This is a genomic window from Litoreibacter halocynthiae (assembly GCF_004365635.1).
Lineage (GTDB): Bacteria > Pseudomonadota > Alphaproteobacteria > Rhodobacterales > Rhodobacteraceae > Litoreibacter > Litoreibacter halocynthiae.
In genome coordinates, this window is record NZ_SOBH01000003.1 from 163,030 (window position 1) to 183,772 (window position 20,743).

A 20,743-nucleotide genomic window follows, 5' to 3' on the forward strand; every position below is an offset into this window, starting at 1 on the left:
CGTTTTCCCACTTTGTGTTGGGGTTACGTATACTAGTAACCTCGGTTAATCCACCGCTCTTGCCCCGATCCCCAGCCCCGTTTGATCAGTCATAGAGCGACGGCAGCCATAGTGAAACCTGAGGGACGAATGTGACCAGCAGCAGCGCGCCCAGAATGGCGATGTAGAACGGCCAGATCGACTTGAGCGCCTGCTCGATCTTGATCTTGCCGACCGCGCAGCCAACGAAAAGGCAGGTGCCGACAGGTGGTGTGCACAGGCCCAATCCGAGGTTTATCAGCATCATGATACCGAACTGGGTCGGGTCCATGCCCAGCCCCTTGGCGATGGGCAAGAAGATCGGTGTGCAGATCAGGATCAGGGCGGCCATGTCCATGATCATGCCCAAGATCAGCAGGATCACGTTGATCATCAACAGGATCATGATCGGGTTGTCGGAAATGGACACCAGAAGATCACTAAGCTTTGCCGGAACCTGATAGAGCGCCAGCAGGTAGGCGAAGGAACTGGCGAAGGCGATGAGGATCATCACCATGGCCGTTGTGCGCACCGCACCTGTTACGGCCAGAACAAAGGCATCCCAGCTGAGGCTGCGATAGTAGAACCGCGTCAGCAGCACCGCGTAGATCGCACCGAACGCACCGGATTCCGTCACGGTGAAAACACCCGACAGCGTACCGCCCACGATGATCACCGCCGTAAAGAAGCCGGGAATGGCGTCGACGGCACTGCGGCCCACTTCGCCCCAGCCGGGGAACGGCTCTGACGGGTAGTTGTGTTTGATGGAAAGGATGTAGGCGGCGATGGCCAGACAGGCGCACATCAGGATGCCCGGGATCACTCCAGCCAGGAACAGCTTGGAGACCGATATGCCCCCACCGGCGGCCACGGCGAAAATGATCATGTTGTGGCTGGGCGGAATGACGATGCCCGCGATGGAAGAGGTCACGGTGACGTTGACCGCAAAGTCGGGGCGGTAACCGCGCTCTTTCATCACCGGAATAAGCAGCGAGCCAAGCGCCGAGATGTCAGCAACCGCAGAGCCGGAGATGCCGCCGAACAGCATGCTGGAGAAGATGTTGACCATGGCCAAACCACCCTTGAGGTGGCCGACCAAGGCGGAGGCGAGTTTGACCAAGCGTGTTGCGATCCCGCCGTGCAACATGATCTCGCCTGCGAACACGAAGAACGGGATGGCAAGCAGCGAGAACACCGACACGCCTGCGGTTGCCCGCTGGAAGGTGATGAGAAGGGGGAAGCCCTCGTACCAGAAGGCCGCGGCGGCTGCGATGCCCATGGCGAAGGCCACGGGAACGCCGATCACGACGCCTACGCCGAAGACGCAGAGTAATATGGCTAGTCCCACGCTCAGGACTCCTTGAGTTCGGTTTCAGGCGCCCAGTCCTGAAACGTAAGAATACGAATAAGCCCGCGCAGACCCGCGAACAGCAAGATCAGCGCACCACAGGAGGTGATTGCAAGCGTCCGGAAAGTTTCTGGGATGTTCAGCATCGGTAGCAAGGTGTCCCAGCCGAATTGCATCAGCACCGTTCCGGCAAACAACATGATCCCCCCGAAGGCCGCGAGGATCAGGTCGATTGCGATCATCAGGACTTTCTGCACTCTGACGGGCATCATGTCGCGAAACAGCGTGACCCCGATATGGGTGTCGTCGCGGATGCCAGCGGCAGCGCCTAAAAACGCCACGTAGCAGATGAGCAAAAGGGCCAATTGTTCGACCCATGTCGGGGTGACGTTCAAGACGTAGCGCCCGAAGACCAGCCAGCCGAAAGTGGTGACGAGGACCACAAGGGCGATGGATGAGAGCAGGATGCACAGGGACCGGACCCAGTCCAAGGCGTGCTCGATGCGCTGAATGAATGGTGAATGTCCTGACATCATAGTCTCCGCAGATGTGTGTAGGCGCAGTCTGGTAACAAAAGGCCCGCTGTCCAAAGGAAGCAGCGGGCCTATCGTCGTTCAGATCACATTACTCTGCGTTGCGGATCATGTTGACCAGATCAGTCAGGTCAGGATTTGCCGCGAGGAAGCTGTCATAGACAGGGGCCATTGCCGCCTGAAATGGCGCTTTGTCTGCAATGGTGTTCACGATCGTGCCGCCTGCCTGGACTTTCTCCATGCTGGCTGCCTCACGGGCCTGCCACAGCTCACGCTGCAAGTTGGCGCTTTTCTGGCCGGCTTCTTTCAGGATAGCCTGCTGCTCCGGTGTCATCTTTTCCCAAGTCTTCAAGCTCATGCACAGGCATTCGGGGATGATCAGATGCTCGGTCAGCGAGTAGTATTTGGCGACCTCGAAGTGGTTGGTCGACTCGTAGGAGGGCGGGTTGTTTTCCGCACCGTCTACAACGCCGGTTTTGATCGATTGGTAGACTTCGCCGAATGCCATTGGTGTTGCGTTGCCGTCCATGGATTCGACCATTTTCACGAACAGGTCGTTGCTCATGACGCGGACCTTGAGGCCTGTCACGTCGGCCGGCGTGTTGATCGGTGTCTTGGAGTTGTAGAAGGAGCGTGCGCCCGCATCATACCATCCCAGCGGCACCATGCCTTTGGCCATCATGCCTTCACCGATTGCCGCGCCGACTTCGCCGTCCATCAGCTTGTACATCTGTGGGATGCTTTTGAATATGAAGGGCAGGGAAACGACGTTGGTTTCCGGTACAGACTGGCCCATTGGCCCGAGGCTGAATTCACCAAAGTCGATCACACCAAGGCGGATCTGCTCGATGGCGTCCGGTTGGTTGCCCAGAACGCCGTTGTGGTAAATCTTGCCGGTCACTTCACCGCCGGTCTTCTCGGCCACTTCGGCCATGAAGGATTCCATGGCGATGGACACCGGATAATCCTCGACGTGGATGTTCCAGCCACGCAGCTCCGCAGCACCTGCTGTTGTTGCGGCGACTGCAAGGCATCCGCCGACCACTGCACCGGCCATGGCTGTGTTAAACTTTGAAATAAATGTCATTCGATCCTCCCTGATCGTCTTGATTCTTTCACAGTTGCGTTGTGGCGGGGTCCTCCAACCTCACAACACGCCCACTGCGTGATGTATTCTAGTATACCAATGAGAGATTCGCGTCAATTTATTTGCGATTTGAATGTCACAAACCGCGTTGCCGGCCTTGCTGGGCGGTGTTGATAGGGTAGTGCTAGCGAAGTGTTAGGGGGCGGTGGTTACAGTCCGCCCAGCCCGCAGACGAGTTTCCACTCGGCGTCGGTCACGGGTTGCACCGACAGGCGCGAGTTTTTGACCAGCACCATATCGTCAAGCCGTCCGTCAGCCTTGATCTGGTCCAGTGTGACGCCGTTTTTCAGCGGCTTGACCGCCTTGATGTCCACACACTCCCAGCGGTCGTCTTCGGTGGTGCTGTCGGGATGCGCCTCGGCGCAGACCTCAACGATGCCGACGATCTCGCGGTCCTTTTGGGAGTGGTAAAAGAAGCCGCGATCACCGAGTTTCATCTCCCGCATAAAGTTGCGGGCTTGGTAGTTACGCACACCGTCCCATTCCTCGCCCGCGTCGCCTTTGGCGACCTGATCATCCCATGACCAGACGGAGGGTTCGGATTTGAACAGCCAGTAGCGCATCAGCCGATCACCTTGTTCCATTGCTCAAGGCGCACCTCGGAGAACAGGCCAGCTTGCGCGTAGGGATCAGCAGCGGCCCACGCGTGGGCGGCATCCATATCCTCCACATCTAGTACGATGAGTGATCCGTACATGTCGCCGCTTTCATCAAGGAAGGGACCCGCCTGCTTCACGCAGTCGGAGGCCTTCAGATACGCCACATGTGCATCGCGGTTCGCCTTGCGGGTGTCGAGGTGGTCGGGTTTATCGGTGCAGATCAGCGCGATAAGCATAGGGCCATTCCTTTGTCAGCGGTCGGGACAGCAGCATCGAGACCGCTTGTTCCAGTGTCAGTTTCTCTTCTACCACCCCAGCGACCATTTTGGCGATGGGCATATCCACGCCTTTAGCCTCGGCCAGCTTCACGATGGCGCGGGCGGTGTGGCGGCCTTCGGTGGTGGCCGTCGGGGCAGGGCCTTTTCCACCAAGGGACAGGCCGAATTTGAAGTTACGGGATTGCTCGGACGTGCAGGTGAGCGCCAGATCGCCGAAACCCGCGAGGCCCGCAAGTGTTTCAGGCTTGGCCCCCATGGCAACGGCCATACGCAGCATTTCGGCCATGCCGCGTGTCATCAGCGCGGCGCGCGCGCTTTCGCCAAGGCCCGCGCCGATGCAGATGCCGCAGGCAATAGCGATGACGTTTTTCAACGCGCCGCCAAGTTCCGCGCCGATGGGGTCGTGGGACAGGTAAAGGCGCAGGGTGTCGGTCGAGAGGGCTTCTTGCAACTCCTCGCCCAAGTCGCTTTCTGTGGCGATAACCAGCGCGGTGGGCAGGCCGCGGGCGATGTCGGCGGCGAAGCTGGGGCCGGTGAGGATGGCGGACGGCACGTCCAGCAGGTCATTGATGATCGCCGTCGGGCCGCGCCCGGTGGCGAGGTCGACGCCCTTGCTACACGCGATGGCGGCCTTGGGTTTGGGCTTGGTGTCTTCCAGGTAGCCCGACATGGCTTGCATGGGGACAGCGAGCAGCAGCAGGTCGTCTTGGGTGACGTTCAGCTCGGAAGTAAGCGTGATGCTGTCAGGGATCGGCACACCTTTGAGGCGCGGGTTGTCGCGACTGGTCTGGAAGGTGTCGATGTTACGGCCCACGAGCGTGACCTCGCGGCCTGCCATGTCCAAGGCGACAGCTAGCGCGGAGCCGAATGCGCCCGCGCCTGCGACGGTGATTTTGGTCATGCTTTCGCTCCTTTTTTGCCGGAGCCCAGCATGGCGGGGGCTGCGGCGTCCAGCGGCCAGCGAGGCCGCGCGGTGAGTGTCAGGTCGTCGATCAGGCCAAGGCGGAAGCGTTCCAACCCCGCCCACGCGATCATCGCGGCGTTGTCAGTGCAAAGCTTTAGCGGTGGGGCAGTGAAGCGGACGCTATGCTGGTCGGCCAAGCCGGACAGGCTGGCGCGTATGGTCTGGTTCGCGGCGACGCCACCGGCGACGGCGATGGCGGGGGCCTTTGGTTCGAGTTCTAGATACTGGAGCAAGGCGCGACGGGTCTTCTCGGTCAGAACGTCCGTCACGGCGGCTTGGAAGCTGGCGGACAGGTTGGCCTGATCTTGCGGGTGCAGGCCGCCTTGCTCCGCGACCAGCGCATCGCGGGCGCGCAGTGCAGCGGTTTTGAGGCCGGAAAAGGACATATCACAGCCCTCGCGGTCCAGCAGAGGGCGGGGGAGCTTGTGGGATTTGGGGTCACCGGTTTTTGCGGCCTGCTCGATGGAGGGGCCACCGGGTTGTGGGAGGCCGATGAGTTTGGCGATCTTGTCGAAGGCTTCGCCGGGGGCATCGTCGATGGTGCCGCCGAGGCGTTGGAACTTGGTGGCAGAGTGCGCGATCAGGAACTGACAATGCCCGCCGGAGACAAGAAGCATCAGATAGGGAAACTCCAACTGATCTGTCAGTCGCGGAGTCAGGGCGTGGCCAGCGAGGTGGTTCACCCCGATCAGCGGCTTGCCCGATCCAGCGGCCAGCCCCTTGGCGCACATCACGCCGGACATGACGCCGCCAATCAGGCCGGGGCCGGCGGTAACGGCGATGGCGTCCATATCCGCGAGGGTCAAGCCGGAGGTCGTCAAAGCCGCCTCAACCATGACATCTAGCTTCTCCGCATGGGCGCGGGCGGCGATTTCAGGGACGACGCCGCCGAAATCGGCGTGCAGGTCGGTCTGGCCGAAGACCTCGTTCGACAGGATTTCAGGCGGCTGGCCATCGACATGGCGCACCACGGCGGCGGCGGTGTCGTCGCAGCTGCTTTCGATGCCAAGGATGGTGAGGGTTTGCGCCAAGGGTCGGGCCTGTTGTGCGGGGCTTTTGCAACGGGTAACACCTTTGCCATGACACAGACAATCCCAGCCACCGTCTTACTGACCCGCCCCAAAGCCGCGGGGGAGCGTTTTGCCGCTGAACTGGCAGTACCTGTGATCTTGTCACCGCTGATGGAGACGGTGTTTTTGGACCCCGAACCATTGGACACGCCACCAGATGCGATGGTGTTCACCTCGGAAAACGGGGTGCGCGGGTTTGTGCGTGGCTCGGCATGGCGCGGATTGGCGTTTTGCGTGGGGGAGCGCACTGCGCAAGAGGCTCGTGATGCGGGATTCGAGGCGGAAAGCGCCGACGGGGACCTGCGCGACCTGAATGCTTTACTGTCCGACCGTGCCGAAGGGTTGCGGCTGGTTCACTCTCGCGGGCGGCACGTCGCGGGGGATCTGATCCTGCCGTCGATACCTTTAGTGACCTATGAGCAACGACCTTTGTCGCTTACCGAAGACGCGCGAAGGGCGTTGGGCACTGACGGCAAGCTGATTGTCCCGCTGTTTTCCCCGCGAAGTGCCGCATTGTTTGCGAAACAGTTGAACGGCACTGAAAAGGCGGCGCTGGACGTGATTGTTATCAGCCAAGCCGCTGCTGAAGTTGCCGAAGGCGCGGGGTTGCAGGTGTCCTGTGTGGCGGATGCGCCCGATGGCGTGGCGATGTTACACGCCATTGAAGCCCGTCGGAGCTAGGTGTTCTGCTTGAGAGCGGGTAAGTTGTTGGTTTAAGGTCGGGTGTGGCGGTGTCCCAGAGAGTCGCCGCGCGCGATTGAAGTGAAAAGGAATACGCGCCTTGGCCCGAAAGAAAAACACTCCGCCCAAGACAGACGCGACCGACAGCAAAGCGTCGTCGTCAAAAGCCGGTGCTATTTCCGGCGTGGTGAAAGATGCGGAGTTCGACGAGCTGGACGCCGCGATGGCCGATACCAAGGTTGAAGGTGTGCGTCTGGACGAGGACGCTGCGACGGATACCCCAGACGACAAAACGCCAGACCAGTTGCCAGCGGTGGAAACCCACCGCGAGGTCGTGGTTGACGGTGAAGTCGTCGACGAGGGTGCCGCCAAGGATGGCGAAAGTGCCAAGCCCGTGGACGAGCCCGAAGCCGACAGTCCTTCGGAAGACCCTGTTCCGGCACCCGTGTCGGCACCGGTCACTGTGGTCGAAAAACGGGGCGGCTTCTGGTCGGCCCTGCTTGGTGGCGCGCTGGCTGCGTTGATCGGTTTTGGCGGCGCGATCTATTTCAAAGCGGCTGAATGGCCGGTTTTCGGGGGCGGTGGCGATAGCGGGCTGGAAGCGATGATCGCCCAGCAATCCGAAACCGTTTCCACATTGCAAGCCGCGTTGGACACCGCACAGGCCGGCGATGCGGAAGCCCGCGCAGCCTTGAGCGCCCGCATCGACGAATTGCCGACAACTGCGCCAGTGGCCCCGCTACCGGCAGACGTACAGGCCAAACTGGATGCGCAGCGCGCCGAGATGGAGACGCTGGAAGCGAGCCTTGCGAAGATGCGGGAACTGACTCAAGGCCAGATCGCGGCCGCGCAAGCCCAGCAGGAAAACGCGGCACAGGCCGAAGCCCGCGCCAAAGCACGCGGGGCATTGAACGCCTTGCGGACGGCTTTGACCACAGGAGCGCCCTATGCCCCGATCGTGCCGGAAATTGCCGCAGCCACAGATGTGCCGGAGGTTTTGGCCGCCAATGCCGAGACCGGTGTTCCCACCGCCAAGGCGCTGGAAGACCGGTTCGCCGTAGGTGCCCGTGCGGCGTTATCCGCATCGCTGAAAGCGACGGCAGGTGATACGCCGACAGAACGGTTGACGTTTTTCCTGAAGGACCAGCTTGGCGCACGCTCGTTGACACCACGCGAAGGGGATGACCCTGATGCCGTGCTGTCGCGTGCTGAAGCCGCCACCAAGGCGGGGGATCTGGACGCCGCTTTGGCAACCATTGACGCCTTGCCGGACGCGGGCAAAGCCGAACTTCAAGACTGGGCAAGCGCCGCCGTAACGCGCCGCGATGCCCTTGCCGCTTTCGACAGCCTCTCAGACGCGCTGAACGCGAATTAGGATAGTTATATGCTTTGGTCTCTCGTGAAAATTCTGGTGTTTGTGGGCGTCATTGTGGCGATCACTCTGGGCTTGGGCATGTTGCTGGAAACCAGCGGCGGGGTCCGCGTGTCGGTGGCGAATACCGAATTTACCCTAAGCCCGCTGATGGCGATCTTGGGTCTTGTGGCCCTGCTGGCAGGGTTCTGGGTGTTGCTGAAAGTCCTTGGGCTTTTGAACGCGACCTTCCATTTCCTCAATGGCGACGAGACGGCGATCAGCCGCTACTTCACCCGCAACCGCGAGCGGAAAGGCTTTGAGGCATTGGCCGATGGCCTGATGGCACTGGCGTCGGGCGAAGGCCGCACCGCGATGGCGAAAGCGGCGAAGGCCGAGAAATATCTGGCCCGCCCGGAATTGACCAACCTGCTGACCGCGCAAGCGGCTGAATCTGCGGGCGACACCAAGAAGGCGCAAGAGGTTTACAAGCGGCTGCTGACAGACGAGCGGACCCGTTTTGTGGGTGTGCGCGGTATCATGAAGCAGAAGCTGGCCGAAGGGGATACGGACACAGCACTTAAACTGGCCGAGAAGGCGTTTGCCCTGAAGCCGAAGCATGAAGAAACTCAGAATGTGTTGCTTGGTTTGCAAGCCAAGACCGAAGACTGGTCCGGCGCGCGCAAGACGTTGAACGCCAAGCTCAAGCACGGAAGCTTGCCGCGCGATGTGCATCGCCGCCGCGATGCGGTTCTGGCGCTGTCCGAGGCGAAAGACATTCTGGCCGAAGGGTCCAGCATTGAAGCGCGGGAAACCGCGATCGAGGCCAACCGACTGTCCCCCGATTTGATCCCTGCGGCGGTACTTGCTGCGCGCGGCTATATCGAACAGGGCAAACCCAAATATGCCACCCGAGTCATCAAGAAATCTTGGGCCGCACAGCCACATCCGGATTTGGCCGCGGTCTTTGCCGAGATCGTGCCGGACGAGACGCCTGAGGCACGCATAAAGCGCTTCACCGCGCTGACACGGGCGCAGCCTGACCACCCCGAAACCAAGATGCTTCTGGCCGAGTTGAACATCGCAGCCGAGAACTTCCCCGAAGCGCGCCGCGCCGTCGGTGATCTGGCTGAGACCGCTGCGACCGCGCGCTCGCTGACCATTATGGCGGCGATCGAGCGTGGCGAAGGCTCTGACGATGCGGTTGTTCGAGGTTGGTTGACCCGTGCGCTTTCCGCCCCGCGTGGCCCGCAATGGGTCTGCCAGAATTGCCAGACCGTGCATCCTGCATGGGCGCCGACCTGTTCCAGCTGTGGCAGCCTTGATACGCTAAGCTGGGCCGAAGTACCGGAGACATCAGTGTCGATGCCTGCGGGAACCGCGATGTTACCGCTGATTGTCGGGGCCTTGCAGGACAAGTCCGACGCTGTGGAGGCTGAGGATGCCGAAATCGTGCCGGATCACGAGGTCATCGTGGTGAAACTCGACGACGAGCCCGCCAAGGACGAAGACGCCGCGAAAGCAAATTAGGACTTTCCCCATCGCGCACAGGGTGCTAATTCCCGCGCCGAAGCCCCAATAGCTCAGCTGGTAGAGCAGGTCCTTCGTAAGGACAAGGTCGGCGGTTCGAGTCCGTCTTGGGGCACCATTTCCCTGCTATGAATTCCCGAACGTCCGGCGCTTAGGTCGGGCTGTTTTCCGGGAAGAAGCAGGCCGCTGAATGGGCGTCGCCAAACAATGCAGGGCGCGTTGCACGACATTTTTCCTGCACCTTCCAGCATCGCGGCGCGAAGGGACACCCGTCCGGAATAGCCAATGGCGAAGGCAGCTCCCCGTCCAGCTTGATCCGTTCCTTTTTCGCCCGTGGATCGGCTTGCGGCGTCGCAGAAAGAAGCGCCTTGGTGTAGGGGTGAAACGGCGTTGCAAACACGGTATCACGGCTGCCTTTTTCGACGGCGCGGCCCAGATACATGACGATCACCTCGTCGGCGACGTGCTTCACTACGCTCAGATCGTGAGAGATAAACAGATAGGCCAGTTGCAGCCGCTCTTGCAGGTCCACCAACAGGTTCAGGACCGAGCTTTGGATGGACAGGTCCAGCGCGGAGACAGGCTCGTCCAGTACCAACACTTTCGGGTCCAGCATCAGAGCGCGGGCAATCGCGATCCGTTGACGTTGGCCGCCGGAAAACATGTGGGGGTAGCGGTCGAAATGCTCGGGTCTCAGGCCCACCAGCCCCAGCATCTCGCGCGCTTTGGCGGTGCGTTCGGTGTTGCTCATGTCGGGGCGGTTGATCTTCAGCGGTTCCTCTAGAATGGTGCCGATGCGTTGGCGCGGGTTCAGCGACCCGTAGGGGTCTTGAAACACGATCTGTACCGATTTACGCAAGGAGGCCCAGTCTTCGGGGACCACGGGTTTGCCGTCCAACGTCAAAGACCCGGCGGTCGGCTCTTCGATCATCGTGACCATACGGGCCAGCGTGGACTTGCCGCAGCCGCTTTCGCCAACCACGGCAAGCGTTTTGCCCGGGTAGAGCGCGAACTCGACACCGGCCACGGCCTTCAGCGTGCGTGAGGCGCGAAACAATCCGCTGCTAACTTCATAATGCCGCTCAAGTGCTGTTGCTGTCATCACCGGGTCTGTCATGACGCCGCCCTCTCGTTCGAATTCAATGGGTAGAAGCACCGTGCGTGGCCCAATTCGATGCTTGACGGGCGCGGGGCTTCGGCCTTGCACTTTGCATTGGCAAACTGGCAGCGCGGTGAAAACAGGCAGCCCGCCGGACGGTCGAACTGTCCGGGGACCACGCCGGGGATCGTTGGCAGCCGCTTTTCGGTCGCGCGTTCCGGCAAGGCGTCCAACAGCGCGGAGGTATAGGGGTGATGCGGTGTCTCGAACAGCGGCACCACAGGCTGCTCTTCGATCTTCTGGCCCGCGTATTGCACGCTGACGCGCTCCGCCGTTTCGGCGACCACGCCCATGTCGTGGGTGATCAACACCAGACCCATTCCGGTTTCGTCGCGCAGTGATGCGAGAAGGTCCAGAATTTGCGCCTGAATGGTCACGTCGAGGGCTGTCGTCGGCTCGTCCGCGATCAGCAGCTTGGGTTTGCAGGCGATTGCCATGGCGATCATCACGCGCTGGTTCATGCCGCCGGACATCTGGTGCGGAAAGGCGGACAGGCGTTTTTCAGGGTCGGGGATGCCGACTTGTTCGAACAACTCAATCGCGCGGGCCTGCCGTTCGCGTCGGCCCATGCCCAGATGCACCCGCAGTGCCTCGCGGATTTGCCAGCCTACGGTGAAACAGGGGTTGAGCGAGGACATCGGCTCCTGAAAGATCATCGCGAGATCTTTGCCGACGATCTTGCGGCGGGCGCGCGGGTCCATTGTCAGCAGGTCTTGCCCGTCAAAGGTCAGCTCGTCAGCGGTGACGGTCGCGGTCCATGGCAGCAGGCCCATCACGGCCAGCATGGACACCGACTTGCCAGAGCCGCTTTCGCCGACGATGGCGAGAATTTCGCTTTCGTTGACGTCCTGATCGACGCCGTCCACCGCGCGGAACTGGCCGGAGGCGGTGGCGAAGTCGACGCTAAGGTTTCTGATGTGCAAAAGGGTCATTGGCCTAGCTCCGCTTCAGTTTCGGATCAAGCGCGTCGCGCAGCCCGTCACCCATCAGGTTGATGGCCAGAACGGTCACAAGAATTGCGAGGCCGGGGAAGGTGACGACCCACCACGCGCGCAAGATGAACTCGCGCGCCTCGGCCAGCATGGTGCCCCATTCCGGCGTGGGTGGTTGCGCCCCCATTCCCAGAAAGCCGAGGGCGGCGGCGTCCAGAATGGCGGTAGAGAATGACAGCGCCGCTTGCACGATAATCGGTGCCAGACAGTTGGGCAGCACGGTGATGAACATCAGCCGGAATATCCCCGCCCCTGCGACGCGGGCGGAGACCACGTAGTCTTTCTGCCGCTCTGACAACACGCTGGCGCGGGTCAGACGCACGTAATGGGGTTGCAGTACGATGGCGATGGCGATCATCGCGTTGGTCAGCGACGGCCCCAGAATGGCCACCAGCACCAGCGCCAGCAGCAGGGACGGAAAGGCCAGCACGATATCCATGATGCGCATGATGATGCTGTCGACCCATTTGGGAGCGAAGCCGGCGATCAGCCCGATGATGATGCCGCCGGTGGCGGCGATGCTGACGACAACGACCCCGACAAAGAACGAATAGCGCGCGCCGACAATCAGGCGGGACAGCATATCGCGACCCAACGGGTCGGTGCCGAGGATATGGGTCCATGAGCCGCCGTCCTGCCAGACGGGGGGCTGCAAGGTCGCGGTGCGGTATTGGGCGGTTGCATCATGCGGCGCAATCCACGGCCCGAAGAAAGCGAGGAACGCGAAAACCGCGAATATCCATAGGCCGATGACCGCGCCGCGGTTCTCGCGAAAGTAAAACCAGAATTCACGCAGGCGGCCCGGGCGGTCCTGAACTGTCTCTGCTTCGGCTGAGAGTGCGTCGTCCATCCTAGCGTTTCCTGATCTTGGGGTTGATGACGCCGTAGAGCATATCAACGGTAAGGTTTACGATCATCACCATCACGGCAATCAGCAGCAGGCCGCCTTGCACGACGGGATAATCGCGCCGGAAAATACTATCGACCATCCACTTGCCGATGCCCGGCCAGCTGAAGATGGTCTCGGTCAGGATCGCGCCCGCCAGCAATGTGCCAACCGACAAACCAATTACGGTGATCACGGGGATCAGCGCGTTGCGCAGCGCGTGAATGCCGTTGATCCGGCCCGGGGACATACCCTTCGCGCGGGCGGTGCGAATGTAGTCTTCGCCCAAAACTTCCAGCATCGCGGAACGGGTTTGGCGTGCAATCACTGCCAACGGGATCGTGCCCAGCACGATTGTGGGCAAGATCAGATGGCGCATTGCCGAGGTGAAGGCACCCTTTTGGCCCGAGGCGAGGCTGTCGATGATCATGAAACCAGTTGGGTCGGGGAAGTAGTAGAGCAGGTCAATGCGCCCTGACACTGGTGTCCACTGCAAGTTGCCCGAGAACACGATGATCAGCAGCAAGGCCCACCAGAAGATTGGCATAGAGTAGCCCACAAGGGCGGTCGACATCAGCGCGCGGTCGAAGAACTTACCGCGGTTTACGGCGGCGATCACCCCTGCGGGCAAGCCCAGTGCTACGGCAAAGATCATGGCGCAGATGGAAAGTTCCAGCGTTGCGGGGAAGAGCGCGAAGAACTCGTCCCAGACGGGGCGCTTGGTGACGAAGGAGTTTCCCAGATCGCCTTGCAGAACGCCTGTCAGGTAATCCCAGAACTGCACATAGATAGGGCGGTCGTAGCCGAATTGTTTGGCCAGTTCGGCGTAGCGTTCGTCTGATATGCCCCGCTCGCCCGCCATGACCTGAATGGGGTCCCCTGGCAGGGCGCGAATGAAGCTGAACGAGATCAGCGTCACCCCGATGAAGGTGGGAATGAAGGTAAGCAGGCGGCTTAGGGCATAATTCAGCACGAAATCACCATCAATTCTTTGGGGAAATGGGTCAGGGTTTGGTAGCCATCTTCGGTTATAAGCACATCGTCTTCGATGCGCACGCCGAAGTTGCCTATCTGATATAAACCGGGCTCGTTGGTGTAAACGGTTCCGGCGGGTAACGTCATGTGGTTGCCGCGCATGATGTAAGGGGCTTCATGCACGTCTCGGCCCAGCCCGTGTCCGGTTTTGGTGCGAATGCGGTCAGCATAGGGCGAGGCTTCGAGCACACCGGTGACGACATCGTCAATTTCGTGGGCCGTGACACCTGCGCGGGTGACAGCCAAGCCGGCCAGATTGGCCTGTAGCACCGCGTCATAGACCGCGCGCCCTTCATCGGAGACGTGGTCGAGAAACACCGTGCGCGTGATGTCGGCGGCAAACCCGTTCTTGCGCGCGCCGAAGTCGATCAGCAGGGCATCACCTGCCTTGACCTTGTAGTCATGCCGCGCGTGGGCGTGGGGCATGGCGGTGCCGTCTCCGGCGACCACAATCGGGTTGAAGGCCAGATCATCCGCGCCTTCGTCAAACAGCGTTTTGATGAGCATCTGTTCGATTTGTTTTTCGGTCTGGCCCAGCTTGACGCTGTCCAGAGTCCGGTGCAACGCGCGCTCTGATATATCAATGGCGTCCTGCATCGCAGCAATGTCTTGAGAGGTCTTGATCATACGCAGACCGGAGATTTCGCGTTCGGCGTCGGTGATCTTCAGCGATGGCTGCGCGGCGATCAGGGCATGGTGCACGAATACGCGCATCACTTGCCCTTCGACAGCCAGAGACGAGATGCCCAAGTGGTCAATCAGTGCGGCGAAGGCGTCTGCATAGCCCGTCTGGTCGCGCCAATCGAACACGGCGCCGTCAAACCCGACCTGGTTCCAGCTGCCCAACTCCAGGTTTGGCACCAAGGCAGCGGATGGTTTGTTAGCTGGAATAACCAAAAGGAACGGCCGCTCGTGGCTCATGAAGCTCTGGTCGATTGCGCGGGTGAAATTAGGGCCGGGCACCAATGCCACAGCATCTACGCCCAAATCGGCGGCAACACCGGCATACTCAGAAAGACGCTGTTCAAGTGATTGGGGCATGATGTGGTGCGCCTTGAAATTCGCAAAATATGGAAGGGGCGGCGCATGGTGCGCCGCCCCTCAGGTCTATCAGCCGCTTATTGCGACAGGCCGACTTGGTTGAAGATGTGGCCGCCCAGCGGGTGCACGACATAGCCTTCAACTTCCGGACGCATGGTCATGTAGACAACCGAGTGCGCAATGGTGGCCCAAGGTGCTTGATCCTTGAAGATGACTTGTGCCTCTTCGTAGAGCTTCGCACGCTCTGCCTGTGTTGGCAGAACTTTGGCTTTCTGGATGATCGCATCGAATTCCTCGTTGCACCATTGTGCGCGGTTGGATTTCTCTACGCCGTCACAGCCCAACAGAACTGCGAGGAAGTTATCCGGATCGCCGTTGTCACCGGTCCAGCCCAGCAGAACCGCACCGTCACGGTCCTTGGCTTTGGAGCGCTCAAGATACTCGCCCCACTCGTAGGACACGATCTCCACGTTCACGCCGACCTTGGAGAAATCCTCCTGCATCAGCTCGGCCATGCGGCGGGCGTTCGGGTTGTACGGACGCTGAACCGGCATCGCCCAGATCTTCATCGACAGATCGGAGACACCTTCGGCCTCGAGCGCAGCTTTCGCGGCTTCGGGGTCGTAGTTATCGTCTTCGATCGCGTCGTTGTAGGACCACATGGTCGGTGGGATCGGGTTCTTGGCGATCTGGCCAGAGCCTTGGAAGACCACGTCGATGATCGCTTGCTTGTCGATCGCCATGTTCAGGGCCTTGCGAACCTTCGGGTTATCGAAAGGCGCGACTTGGGTGTTGTAGGCGAGATAGCCGACGTTCAGACCCTCTTGCTCCATCACCACGATGTCATTGTCGTCTTTCATCGACTGGACATCTGCCGGGTTAGGATAGGCCATTACGTGACATTCGCCCGCTTGGACCTTCTGGAAGCGCACGGAGGCGTCAGGCGTGATTGCGAAGATCAGGCTTTCAACCTTGGCTTTGTCGCCCCAGTAGTCGTCGTTACGCAGATAGCGGATAACCGCATCTTTTTGATACGCTTGGAACGCGAACGGGCCAGTGCCGATTGGCGCTTGGTTTAGCATCTCGGGCGTGCCAGCTTCGAGCATGGCGTCCGCATATTCCTTGGACACGATGGAGGCGAAGTCCATTGCCATGTTGGCGATGATTGGCGCTTCGGGGCGAGTCAGCTTGAACGCAACCGTATAGTCGTCGACCTTCTCAATGCTCTCGATCAGGTCAGGCATGGACATGCCACCGAAGTATTCCCACGTGCCGCCGGAAACCTGATTGTAGGGGTTTTCCGCGTTGCCCTGACGGTCAAAGCTGAAAATCACGTCATCCGCGTTAAAGTCGCGCGTTGGTGTGAACTGAGCGTTGGAGTGGAACTTCACGCCCTTGCGCAGCTTGAAGGTTACCGTTTTGCCGTCTTCGGACACTTCCCAGCTTTCAGCCAAAGCAGGAACTGTTTCCGTGGTGCCAACCTTGAATTCCGCCAAGCGGTTGTAGATCGGGTGGCTGGACGCGTCGAAGGTGGTGCCAGCGGTATACAGCGCTGGGTCAAAGCCTTCGGGCGAGCCTTCCGAGCAATAGACCAGTGATTGCGCATGCGCCGACACGCCCAGCGTGCTCAGCAACAGGCCAGTGGCCATGATTTTGTTAAAAGACATCAGTTTTTCTCTCCTAGTTGACGACTTGTTGTGGTCAGCGACCTATCGATGCCGCTGATGGTGATGGGTTTCAAGGCCTGAGTGGTAGCATCTCACGCGTAGTCTCATGTTGCGTGGCCTCTAGTTGTCCGATCTCGCCGGACTTATCGTATTGCATCCGGCCAACCCACAGAATGCGGGCGAGCCGGGATGTCTTGTTGGACCAGCAATGCGGGGTCGACCCGAGATAGTGCAGGCTGTCACCCACCCCCATCAGGTATTCCCGCTCGCCGACCATTTGTGAAATCTCACCCTCAAGGATGTAGATGATTTCCTCGCCGATATGGGTGACCACCTCGGATTCGTATCCCGGGGGGACGTTCATCACAAAGGATGTCAGTTCGTGCCCTGCACGTTCCGCGCCGATTTGCTCGTATTCAATGGAGGATCCAGACACAGCGAATTTGGGCCGGGCTGCGCTGCGGGTCAGACTGTCGACGGCACGGGGAGGGCGGACAAAATAACCAGCGTCCACCTCCAACGCCTGTGCGATTTGTGTGAGTGTGCCCAAGGTAGGTGTCGCGTTGCCACGCTCCACCTGACTTAGGTAGCCGACCGAGACACCAGACATCGCTGACAATTGCTGTAACGTCATCGACAACCGATGCCGCTGTGCGCGCATCCGCAAACCCAGCCCTTCGGCCGGTTTTCGTGCTTTCGCTTGTACTGTCGTCTGTGGCAACTGTTTCCCCGTAGGCGCTCGTTGGCGTTCCTAGGGTGTAGCCTGTCGTGACATCTTGTGAGGGTCAACAATAAAAATTATTCTGACAGTGAAAGTAGTTGACTGGAGCGACGGTTGCCCTTGCAAATAAGGCCGCGCTTATCAACCTCTAGCTATTCGGCGGCTGCACGACGTGGCAGAACCCAGTCCGGTCGGACGAAGTGGCATGTGTATCCGTTCGGGATTCGCTCCAGATAATCCTGATGCTCCGGCTCGGCTTCCCAAAAATCCCCGACGGGCTCCACCTCTGTCACCACCTTGGCGGGCCAGAGGCCGGAGGCGTCGACATCGGCGATCGTGTCGAGCGCGACCTCTTTCTGGGCATCGTCGACATAGTAAATCGCGGAGCGGTAGGACATGCCACGGTCATTGCCTTGCCGGTTGGGTGTCGTCGGGTCGTGAATCTGGAAGAAGAACTCGAGCAGCGTGCGGTAGCTTGTCAGCTCGGGGTCAAAAGTAATCTCGATTCCTTCGGCGTGAGTGCCGTGGTTGCGGTAGGTGGCGTTCTCGATATCGCCGCCAGTGTAGCCCACGCGGGTCGAGACAACGCCGGGCAACCTGCGGATCAAATCCTGCATGCCCCAGAAGCAGCCACCGGCCAGAACAGCGCGTTCAGTCATTCGATTTCCTCCACTTGATCCACGAAATCGCCATAGCCTTCACTCTCCATCTCGTCGCGATGAATGAAGCGCAGGCTGGCGGAGTTGATGCAGTAGCGCAACCCGCCGCGGTCGGCGGGGCCATCGGGGAAGACGTGCCCGAGGTGACTATCCCCGTGCATCGAGCGGACCTCTGTGCGGACCATGCCCAAAGAAGCGTCGCGGTGTTCTGTTACGTGGTCGGTAACGATGGGCTTGGTGAAGCTGGGCCACCCGCAGCCGGATTCGAATTTGTCCGACGACGCGAAAAGCGGCTCGCCAGAGACGATGTCGACATAGATCCCTGGCTCCTTGTTGTCTGTCAGCTCTCCGGTAAAGGGGCGTTCCGTGCCGCTCTCCTGCGTTACACGAAATTGCTCGGCTGTGAGTTTCGCCAGCGCTTCTTCGGTCTTTTCATATTTCATGGCGCAGATCCTTTGCGTTTCGGTCCGTTGGTTTGAAAATAGGATGCTGGTGGCAAGAATTCCAATTCTAAACCAAATTTTCGAGCGGGACTTCGGTGGGCAGGAACATGATTCGACCACCCGAGGGAGTCATGAAATCCTGGAGTTTGGGCGTGGAAAGGGGTGCGGGTTGTATTATTCTGACGCAAATTCTCGTACTTTGCCGCAGTAGGCGCACAAAAAGTATCAATCCTTGATAAAATGATATTGGCTGAGAAGCGGGAAGATCAGCAAGCTTACCTCACGGAATTCTGCAAACCGTGATTTCAGGGAGGATAACATGAAATCTCTTCGCAATACTGCGTTAGGTCTTGCCATCGGCGTCGCCGGTGCAACGACCGCATTCGCCGGCGAGCTTACCATCGCCACAGTAAACAACGGCCACATGGTCGAAATGCAAAAATTCACCCCAGAGTTTGAAGCTGCAAATCCAGGCATCACATTGAACTGGGTTACGCTTGACGAGGGCACTTTGCGCTCCCGCGTTACGACGGACATCACCACCAAGGGTGGCCAGTTCGACGTTATGACCATTGGTATGTACGAGGCTCCGATCTGGGGTGCGCGTGGCTGGTTGGAAGAGCTGACTTTCGACGCCGAATACGACGTTGATGACATTCTGCCCGCGATGCGCGGCGGTCTGAGCCACGAAGGCAAACTGTACGCGGCACCATTCTACGGTGAATCGTCGATGATCATGTACCGCAAGGACCTGGTCGAAGCTGCTGGCATGTCCATCGAGGACAACCCGAGCTGGGATCACATCCGCGAAGTTGCTAAGGCGATCACCAACAAGGACGAAGGCGTCTACGGTATCTGTCTACGCGGCAAGCCGGGTTGGGGTGATAACATGGCGTTCATCACGACAATGGCGAACTCGTTCGGCGCACAATGGTTCAACGAAGACTGGACACCTGCTCTGAATTCCGAAGCTTGGAAAGATGCAGTCACCTTCTACGTTGAGATGCTCAACGAATCGGGCCCTCCCGGCTCTGAAGGGAACTCGTTCAACGAGATTCTTGCTTTGATGAACGAAGGCAAATGCGGCATGTGGATCGACGCAACTATCGCGGCTTCCTTCGTGACCGACCCTGCGCAGTCCAAAGTGGCTGACAAGATCGCCTTCGCACAATCGCCACAAAAAGCGACCACCAAAGGTGCGAACTGGTTGTGGGCATGGGCGCTGGCTGTTCCGGCCGGTACCAAGCAAGGCGACGACGCCAAAAAGTTCATCGAGTGGGCAACTTCCAAGTCCTATATCGAACTTGTTGCATCCAAGAACGGTTGGGGCTCGGTGCCGACTGGCACACGTCAGTCCACCTACGACAACCCGAAGTTTCAGGAAGCTGCAACCTTCGACGAAGCTGAACTGAAAGCCATCCTGTCTGCGAACCCGGAAGACAGCACAATGAACCCATCCCCTTATGTTGGTGTTCAGTTCGCTGCGATCCCCGAGTTCCAAGCAATTGGTACAGCTGTTGGTCAGCAAATGACCGATGCGCTTGCGGGCAACATCACGGTTGAAGAAGCTCTGGCAAATGGCCAAGCTGCTGCGGACCGTGAAATGAAGAAAGCCGGCTACTACTAAGCCTAGGCTGACTGTTAGGGGTGGGCGCTTCGGTGCCCGCCTCGACCTCTCTTCTCTGCGTTACTCTACTCTATAATTGGTTTCTCGAACGCTGTCCGCGTTCTGATCGAACTGCCAACCAAGGGGCTACTCCATGAATCCGACACTTGTCAGATGGCTACAGGCACCGAGCGTAATCTTGCTTCTGGTGTGGATGATCGTCCCGCTGAGCATGACGATCTACTTCTCGACCATCCGCTACAACCTGCTGTACCCTGAGCGCACCGGTTTCATCGGTCTTGATAACTACCGCTTCTTCGCCACCGACCCGTCCTTTGGTCCGGCGCTGATCAATACGCTGGTTCTCGTCGGCTCCGTACTGGTCATTACCATTGTCCTTGGCCTTGCCATTTCGATCCTGATCGACCGCCCGTTTCGTGGTCGCGGGATTGCCCGTGTTATGCTGATCTCACCGTTCTTTATCATGCCAACCGTGTCGGCACTGGTCTGGAAGAACATGCTGATGGATCCGAATAACGGGTTGTTCGCCGCCTTCTCAAAGTCATTTGGTCTGGAGCCGGTTGAGTGGCTGGCCCAGTACCCGCTGTTTTCGATCATTTTGATGGTCAGCTGGCAGTGGACGCCCTTCGCGATTCTGATTTTCATGACGTCGCTTCAGTCCCAAGACCAAGAGCAAAAAGAGGCGGCCACCCTCGACGGCGCTGGCTTCTGGTCCCAGTTCTGGAACCTGACGCTGCCGCATCTGGCCCGCCCGATTTCCATCGTGCTGCTGATTCAGATGATCTTCCATCTGTCGATCTTTGCCGAGATATTCGTGACAACCTCCGGCGGTCCGGGCGTGTCGTCCACCAACCTGACCTACCTAATCTATATCCAGTCGCAGCAAGCCTTTGACGTGGGCGTAGCCTCCGCCGGTGGTGTCTTTGCAATCATCCTCGCCAACATTGTCGCGCTGTTCCTCATCCGCGCTGTTGGCAAAACATTGACGGTGTAA

Annotated in this window: 21 protein-coding genes and 1 tRNA gene; 6 read left to right on the forward strand and 16 right to left on the reverse strand. The window is 59.5% G+C overall.

Going from position 1 to position 20,743, the window contains the following annotated elements; all coding sequences use genetic code 11:
• Positions 1–85: 85 nt before the first annotated feature.
• The 7 genes from BDE40_RS12595 to tsaD all read right to left on the reverse strand — a co-directional run bounded on the left by BDE40_RS12595 (position 86) and on the right by tsaD (position 5,918).
• Positions 86–1,366 (reverse strand): TRAP transporter large permease, encoded by a 1,281-nt coding sequence (locus BDE40_RS12595; RefSeq protein ID WP_134015033.1) that lies wholly within the window; start codon positions 1,364–1,366, stop codon positions 86–88.
• 2 nt (positions 1,367–1,368) lie between these two features.
• On the reverse strand, positions 1,369–1,902 hold the full coding sequence (locus BDE40_RS12600) for a TRAP transporter small permease (protein WP_246030450.1): 534 nt from the start codon (positions 1,900–1,902) through the stop codon (positions 1,369–1,371).
• 88 nt (positions 1,903–1,990) lie between these two features.
• Positions 1,991–2,986, reverse strand: a complete 996-nt coding sequence (locus BDE40_RS12605; RefSeq protein ID WP_134015037.1) for a TRAP transporter substrate-binding protein — start codon at positions 2,984–2,986, stop codon at positions 1,991–1,993.
• Positions 2,987–3,195: 209 nt separating this feature from the next.
• Positions 3,196–3,609, reverse strand: a complete 414-nt coding sequence (locus BDE40_RS12610; protein WP_134015958.1) for an EVE domain-containing protein — start codon at positions 3,607–3,609, stop codon at positions 3,196–3,198.
• Entirely contained in the window at positions 3,609–3,881 is a 273-nt protein-coding gene (locus BDE40_RS12615; protein ID WP_134015039.1) for a YciI family protein, read from the reverse strand. The genes BDE40_RS12610 and BDE40_RS12615 overlap by 1 nt, the downstream gene beginning before the upstream one ends.
• Positions 3,853–4,824: an NAD(P)H-dependent glycerol-3-phosphate dehydrogenase gene (locus BDE40_RS12620; RefSeq protein WP_134015041.1), complete on the reverse strand. Its 972-nt coding sequence runs from the start codon at positions 4,822–4,824 to the stop codon at positions 3,853–3,855. Before BDE40_RS12620 ends, BDE40_RS12615 begins: the two co-directional genes overlap by 29 nt.
• Entirely contained in the window at positions 4,821–5,918 is a 1,098-nt protein-coding gene (gene tsaD / locus BDE40_RS12625) for a tRNA (adenosine(37)-N6)-threonylcarbamoyltransferase complex transferase subunit TsaD (RefSeq protein WP_134015043.1), read from the reverse strand. Before tsaD ends, BDE40_RS12620 begins: the two co-directional genes overlap by 4 nt.
• A 48-nt stretch (positions 5,919–5,966) precedes the next feature.
• Between tsaD and BDE40_RS12630 the strand changes: the two genes are divergently transcribed.
• From BDE40_RS12630 to BDE40_RS12650, 4 genes are all read left to right on the forward strand, one after another.
• Positions 5,967–6,638 carry a uroporphyrinogen-III synthase gene (locus BDE40_RS12630; RefSeq protein ID WP_162848087.1) on the forward strand — a complete coding sequence of 224 codons (672 nt, stop codon included), beginning with the start codon at positions 5,967–5,969 and terminating at the stop codon, positions 6,636–6,638.
• Positions 6,639–6,738: 100 nt separating this feature from the next.
• The gene (locus BDE40_RS12640) at positions 6,739–8,013 is read left to right on the forward strand and encodes a COG4223 family protein (protein WP_162848088.1); all 1,275 of its coding nucleotides are present in this window, start codon (positions 6,739–6,741) and stop codon (positions 8,011–8,013) included.
• Positions 8,014–8,022: 9 nt separating this feature from the next.
• A complete protein-coding gene (locus tag BDE40_RS12645) occupies positions 8,023–9,519 on the forward strand; it encodes a heme biosynthesis protein HemY (RefSeq protein ID WP_134015049.1) in 1,497 nt (498 codons plus the stop codon).
• Positions 9,520–9,561: 42 nt separating this feature from the next.
• A tRNA-Thr gene (locus BDE40_RS12650) sits at positions 9,562–9,637 on the forward strand.
• Positions 9,638–9,670: 33 nt separating this feature from the next.
• Here the strand turns inward: BDE40_RS12650 and BDE40_RS12655 are convergent.
• The 9 genes from BDE40_RS12655 to msrB all read right to left on the reverse strand — a co-directional run bounded on the left by BDE40_RS12655 (position 9,671) and on the right by msrB (position 18,122).
• Positions 9,671–10,636, reverse strand: coding sequence for an ABC transporter ATP-binding protein (locus tag BDE40_RS12655; RefSeq protein ID WP_134015051.1), 966 nt, complete (start codon positions 10,634–10,636; stop codon positions 9,671–9,673).
• The gene (locus tag BDE40_RS12660) at positions 10,633–11,610 is read right to left on the reverse strand and encodes an ABC transporter ATP-binding protein (protein WP_134015053.1); all 978 of its coding nucleotides are present in this window, start codon (positions 11,608–11,610) and stop codon (positions 10,633–10,635) included. The genes BDE40_RS12655 and BDE40_RS12660 overlap by 4 nt, the downstream gene beginning before the upstream one ends.
• Before the next feature lie 4 nt (positions 11,611–11,614).
• A complete protein-coding gene (locus tag BDE40_RS12665) occupies positions 11,615–12,520 on the reverse strand; it encodes an ABC transporter permease subunit (RefSeq protein WP_134015055.1) in 906 nt (301 codons plus the stop codon).
• Between the two features lies 1 nt (position 12,521).
• Positions 12,522–13,529: an ABC transporter permease subunit gene (locus tag BDE40_RS12670; RefSeq protein ID WP_134015057.1), complete on the reverse strand. Its 1,008-nt coding sequence runs from the start codon at positions 13,527–13,529 to the stop codon at positions 12,522–12,524.
• Positions 13,523–14,632 carry a M24 family metallopeptidase gene (locus BDE40_RS12675; RefSeq protein ID WP_134015059.1) on the reverse strand — a complete coding sequence of 370 codons (1,110 nt, stop codon included), beginning with the start codon at positions 14,630–14,632 and terminating at the stop codon, positions 13,523–13,525. The genes BDE40_RS12670 and BDE40_RS12675 overlap by 7 nt, the downstream gene beginning before the upstream one ends.
• 77 nt (positions 14,633–14,709) lie before the next feature.
• Positions 14,710–16,299 carry an ABC transporter substrate-binding protein gene (locus tag BDE40_RS12680; protein WP_134015061.1) on the reverse strand — a complete coding sequence of 530 codons (1,590 nt, stop codon included), beginning with the start codon at positions 16,297–16,299 and terminating at the stop codon, positions 14,710–14,712.
• Between the two features lie 70 nt (positions 16,300–16,369).
• Positions 16,370–16,960, reverse strand: coding sequence for a helix-turn-helix domain-containing protein (locus BDE40_RS12685; protein ID WP_134015960.1), 591 nt, complete (start codon positions 16,958–16,960; stop codon positions 16,370–16,372).
• A 212-nt stretch (positions 16,961–17,172) separates the two neighbouring features.
• Positions 17,173–17,679, reverse strand: a complete 507-nt coding sequence (gene msrA, locus BDE40_RS12690; protein ID WP_134015063.1) for a peptide-methionine (S)-S-oxide reductase MsrA — start codon at positions 17,677–17,679, stop codon at positions 17,173–17,175.
• Positions 17,676–18,122, reverse strand: coding sequence for a peptide-methionine (R)-S-oxide reductase MsrB (msrB, locus tag BDE40_RS12695; protein WP_134015065.1), 447 nt, complete (start codon positions 18,120–18,122; stop codon positions 17,676–17,678). Before msrB ends, msrA begins: the two co-directional genes overlap by 4 nt.
• A 319-nt stretch (positions 18,123–18,441) precedes the next feature.
• On the opposite strand from msrB, the gene BDE40_RS12700 reads away from it, so the two are divergent.
• Both BDE40_RS12700 and BDE40_RS12705 read left to right on the forward strand, forming a co-directional pair.
• On the forward strand, positions 18,442–19,749 hold the full coding sequence (locus BDE40_RS12700) for an ABC transporter substrate-binding protein (RefSeq protein ID WP_134015067.1): 1,308 nt from the start codon (positions 18,442–18,444) through the stop codon (positions 19,747–19,749).
• A 133-nt stretch (positions 19,750–19,882) separates the two neighbouring features.
• Complete coding sequence (locus tag BDE40_RS12705; protein WP_073144020.1) at positions 19,883–20,743, forward strand: carbohydrate ABC transporter permease; 861 nt, start codon at positions 19,883–19,885, stop codon at positions 20,741–20,743.